This is a genomic window from Flavobacterium luminosum, from assembly GCF_023635005.1.
Taxonomy (GTDB): Bacteria; Bacteroidota; Bacteroidia; order Flavobacteriales; family Flavobacteriaceae; genus Flavobacterium; species Flavobacterium luminosum.
In genome coordinates this window covers 1-1,672 of sequence record NZ_JAMLJM010000021.1, presented here as the reverse complement: position 1 = coordinate 1,672, position 1,672 = coordinate 1, and the positions used below count along the sequence as shown (strand labels likewise).

The window sequence follows — 1,672 nt, the reverse complement described above, 5'->3', positions numbered from 1 at the left end:
GTGTTAAGCCTGCCGCTAGCGTTCATCCTGAGCCAGGATCAAACTCTTCATCGTATAATTTTAAATATTTTTAGACAAAGACGCTAGGTTTTTCGAATCTCTCGATTCTTCTTACTCTCATTTTTATTTGTTTCAAATATCACTATTTGAAACGGCTGTCAATTCAATATGTCTATGAACGTATTCTTCTTATTTTTTATCGCTAGCCTCTCTCGGTTAGCGGGTGCAAAAGTAGAAAACTTTTTTAAACTTGCAAAACTTTTTGAAACTTTTTTTTGAGAAAATTTTCAGTCCGTTTTCTTTTCAATATTTAATTAAGAACTCCTTTTTCGCTTCACTCAAATCTTATCGTTTTAAGTGTTTTGCAAACTCGCTTTTTAGCTCGTTTGCGGGTGGCAAAGGTAAAACCTTTTTCCTTTACAATCCAAATCTTTTTTAAAGTTTTTTTTAAAACCTTATCTCCGATTCTTTTACATTATTACTATGAACTTGTGCTTGATTGCGGGTGCAAAAGTACCACTTCTTTTTACATTTCCTAACCTTTTTTTACTATTTTTTTAACCCTATTTCTTTCCACACTACTAATCAATTACTTAGACGGGAAAGTTTTTTTTATTTCACCTCGAAAATCTATTACTGAATACTTATTTTCGTGTTTAAAACTAATATCATATAGTCAATTTGAAATTCTTTTTACATCCTTATTAACCATTTTGTCTTATATAAATGATAATACAATCATTTTAAAACTATAACTTTTTACTTATCGCAGTTAATTTTACCTTCTTCCTAAAGAAATTAATATCTATTTCAACTTTAAAAATCTTATCATAATAAAGAAATACAACTATTGATGAGGGATTAATATTATATGTATAAATATCAATCTGTAAAATAATTACAAAACCCTTCTATTACAATTTTTACATAAAAATTATACTCTTTATGTATCAACAATTGGCTCGTAATGTAAAATAATTGTCCTTTTACTTAAAAAGGACATTATTTAAAGTCTCTTTTATCTTTCTTTTTAACAACTCTAAATCCTTTCAAGAAAAACACCACGCAATTCTTATGAGGCAATTTAATTTTATAGAACAACTAGGTTCTCTATTAAAATCATCAAATCATAATTTTTTTTAAACAATAAATTATTATCTTCAACTTTCTTGAAATAAAAACAAGAATTATCTATTTCCAATCCAAGAAAGATTTTATGTAATATAAATACGAAAATGATTTAAATGTTGAGAAATTAGAGATATTTAGACACAATTATTCTTATCCCAAAATTATATATTTTCTAGAGAGCCAAACCTCTCAACAAAAATAAACCAATAATTATCTATCGCGTTATATAGATTAAACAGCTATCCTACAATCAAATAGGGTTCATAAAACTAAACATCCCCGTTGGATACTGGTTTTTAAAGTAAGGAGTGATAAAGAAAGGAATACAACCTATCAAAATACACTGGAGTATTTCTTCAAGATAAATTTCTAGTAATATATTAAAAACAAAAAACCCTTCATTGTGTAATGAAGGGTTTTTAAAAAGAAAGGCAGTGACATACTCTCCCACAAAATGCAGTACCATCTGCGCTGGCGGGCTTAACTTCTCTGTTCGAAATGGGAAGAGGTGAGCCCCGCCGCAATAACCACCTTAAGGTTG

1 rRNA gene is annotated in these 1,672 nt (G+C 28.6%); it reads right to left on the bottom strand.

The window, feature by feature from the left end:
- Positions 1 to 1,557: 1,557 nt before the first annotated feature.
- Positions 1,558 to 1,666: ribosomal RNA gene (rrf, locus tag NAT50_RS12280) — 5S ribosomal RNA — on the bottom strand.
- Positions 1,667 to 1,672: the final 6 nt, after the last annotated feature.